General features: G+C 32.5%; 2 protein-coding genes. Both read right to left on the reverse strand.

The annotated features are described in order from the left end of the window. Positions 1 to 1,306, reverse strand: a 1,306-nt coding sequence (mgtE, locus tag Q0T35_RS11050) for a magnesium transporter (RefSeq protein WP_295843137.1), incomplete at its 3' end; no start/stop codon positions are given. Positions 1,307 to 1,400: 94 nt separating this feature from the next. Then, positions 1,401 to 2,666 carry a DUF2130 domain-containing protein gene (locus Q0T35_RS11055; RefSeq protein WP_295843139.1) on the reverse strand — a complete coding sequence of 422 codons (1,266 nt, stop codon included), beginning with the start codon at positions 2,664 to 2,666 and terminating at the stop codon, positions 1,401 to 1,403. Positions 2,667 to 3,042: the final 376 nt, after the last annotated feature.

Below are 3,042 nucleotides of genomic sequence, written 5' to 3' on the forward strand. Positions count from 1 at the left end.
CAATTGTAAAATAAATTATCAATCCGGTAACATCTACCATCGTAGCCACAAAAGGTGCTGATGAAGTGGCGGGGTCTAATTTAAATAATCTTAGTATAAACGGAATCATAGAGCCGGAAAGGGTTCCCCATAATACAATGCCGATAAGAGAAGTGGCTACCGTAACCCCAATTAACAACCAGTGTGGGCCATAGTCATAGAAATTGAGATTTTGCCATATAAGAATTCTGATAAAACCGATAATACCTAGAGTGATTCCTAATAACAGGCCAGAAAAAATTTCTTTTTTCATAACATACCACCAATCTCTCAATTTGATCTCATGTAAAGCCATGGCACGGATAATCAAGGTAGCAGCCTGCGATCCTGAATTTCCTCCACTTGAAATAATCAAAGGAACGAATAGGGCTAAAACCACCGCTTTTTCTATTTCTTCTTCAAAATGAACCATAGCACTGGCCGTTAACATTTCTCCGAGAAACAATATAATTAACCATCCGGCACGTTTTCTGAATAAAGTTAGGAGTGGCGTATCACGGTAGGGAATATCTAATGCTTCAACACCTCCGAATTTTTGTATATCTTCGGTATCTCGTTCTTTTACAATGTCCAGAATATCATCCACGGTAACAATTCCTACTAATACGCCGGTTTGAGAAATAACGGGAAGAGTGCTTCGGTCATAATCTTCAAAAACATGAATGGCATCTTCTTGATTCATCATGCTTTTTAGGGCAATAAAATTGTCATCCCCTAATTCTTCTAGTTTGCTTTCGTCATCAGCAAGAAGTAACTTTCCTATTTTTATATCATCTAGGAGTTTATCATTTTCATCAACAATATATATAAAATTTAAGGTCTCTGCTTTTCTTCCGTATTTTTTTATATGTTGCAGGGTATGTTTTACAGTCCAATATTTTTTTGCCTGAATATAATTAGGGGTCATTAATCGCCCGACACTGTCTTCAGGATATCCTAAAAGCTGCAAAGCAATTTTTCTTTCGTTTTCGTCTAGTAAATTTATTGTATTTTTAATTAGGTCATCCGGTAGATCCACAAAGAATTCTGTACGATCATCAGGAGCCATTTCATTCAATAAATCGGCAATATCTTTTTTCCCTAAACCATGCAACAGTTCTTGCTGAATTTTGGGGTCCAAGTAAGTAAAAACATCCGTTTTTTGATTACGAGGAAGCAGGAAAAAATTTAAAATCCGATCTTTTTCGGAGAGCTCTTCAAGTTGTTCTGCGATGTCATTTGGGTGAAGATCTTCAATAGGAGTGCCTTCAAAGATGTTTTTTTCCATAGACTTTTTTTTAAGGTTATTTTACCGAAGAGTACTGCAAATATAATTCTATTTTATATAAATGGAAGTATATTTTTTAAAGTTATTATAAGTTTTATTCTTCGAAGTTCAAAGGTTCATCGGTAGTTAGTTCCAAGGCTTGAATATTTTGAATTGCATTTCCGGCAATGCCTTTAATAGAACCATACATAGATATAGTATTCTCAATTACTTTTTCAATTTGTTTTTCGCGTTTTGACCAAATATTCATCATAGCTCTTTTTTCTTTGCTTAGTTCCTCTTGCATTTGGGTAAATCCTTCTACAATTCCCTCAATTCTCATACGAAATTCATTTCCGGTAAGGAAATCATACAACATTTCCATTTTATCGCCTTTATTTTCCTGAGATTTGAGTATCGTGCTGAATTGAATGATGGAATGCCTTAATACAGCACTTAAGCCTTTAAATTCATTGAAGGTACAGATCCAGATTCCTTCTTTCATTCCCATTCGATCCATGTCTGAAGGCATCACTTCGGTGATAAGAACTCCGGTATTTGCTTTTTTTTCGCGAATGTCATTTTTAAATTTTTCAATCCAGGAATTTTGAAAATCTTTGGTTCTTTTACTTTCATAGTAAATAGAACCGCAATTTTGAATTTCACGAGTATTTACAATTTGAAGGCAATCGGCGCCGCGTACTCCTTTTTTAATTTCATTAATGGTGTCTAAAGGAAAACTTTGAGCTAACCATTCTTCAATCGCTAATTCTTGAACTTCACCCTGTAACTGCATGGAACCTTGTTCTTGCTTGCGTTTCATTTCCTCCGTAAGACGTTTCTGATCTTCCAATTGCTTAAGTAGCTCCTTAAATTTTAATTCATTTTTTTCGTTTTCCTGTTTTCGAATTTTTTCTCTCTCCCTCAAAATTTCATCATTTAATTTTTTTTGGGCTTCTGCTTCAAGAACAGCTTTCATTTCTTCTTTTTCTCTATTTAATTTAAAGATTTCCGCTTGCATTTTATTTAGTTCCTGAAGTTTTTCAGATTTTTCAGCGAGTTCTTTTTCATATAAAAAGATTCGTTCCTGATTTTCTTCCTCAATTTTTTTCTTTAAATAATTTTCAATTTCTAATGTTTTTTCCTTAGTTATTTTTGAAAGCCTTTCCTGAAATATTTCATTCTCTTTCTTTTTTTTAGCCTCAAATTCCTCTTTTTGACGTTCTAACAAGTTATTTTTTTCTTGAAGTTCCTTTTGCGAGGAAATATACTTTTCTTGATATTCTTTCTTTATAGATTCTTCTAATTGATGTTTAAGAATATCATTAACATCGATTTCATTTCCACAATTAGGGCATTTTATTTGAGTTTGGGAATTCATAGTAAATGTACTATTTTATCATACAAAAGTATGAAATAAGAAAATAAGTACCAATGAGTTGAAAAAAGGAGGTGTTTTTTTAAGCTTTCAGATATGAAATTTACGGATAAAAGTATTTGTTTTTATAGAATTTTATAGAACTAATATATTTTGACAAAAAATAATTAAAAAGACCAAGGCGGAACAATTTGTTCCGCCTTGGTCTTTAAGTAACTACTAATGCGTAGTAAAATAGCTAATTACAGTGTTTAAATTTTAATAAACCTTTTAACAGCAATCAACTTATTGTTCTTATCATAAACAAATATCAAATAGCCGGGTATCATCTGTTTTAATAATAGCTTTATAAGTAAGATTAGGGAAAGTTTGATAAAAT

Origin of the sequence: uncultured Apibacter sp., from assembly GCF_946479295.1 — a bacterium.
In the GTDB taxonomy this organism is placed as follows: Bacteria; Bacteroidota; Bacteroidia; order Flavobacteriales; family Weeksellaceae; genus Apibacter.

Coding starts and splice junctions, on each gene's coding strand:
- Q0T35_RS11055 (WP_295843139.1), bottom strand. CDS start 2,666: ATGAATTCCCAAACTCAAATAAAATGCCCTAATTGTGGAAATGAAATC.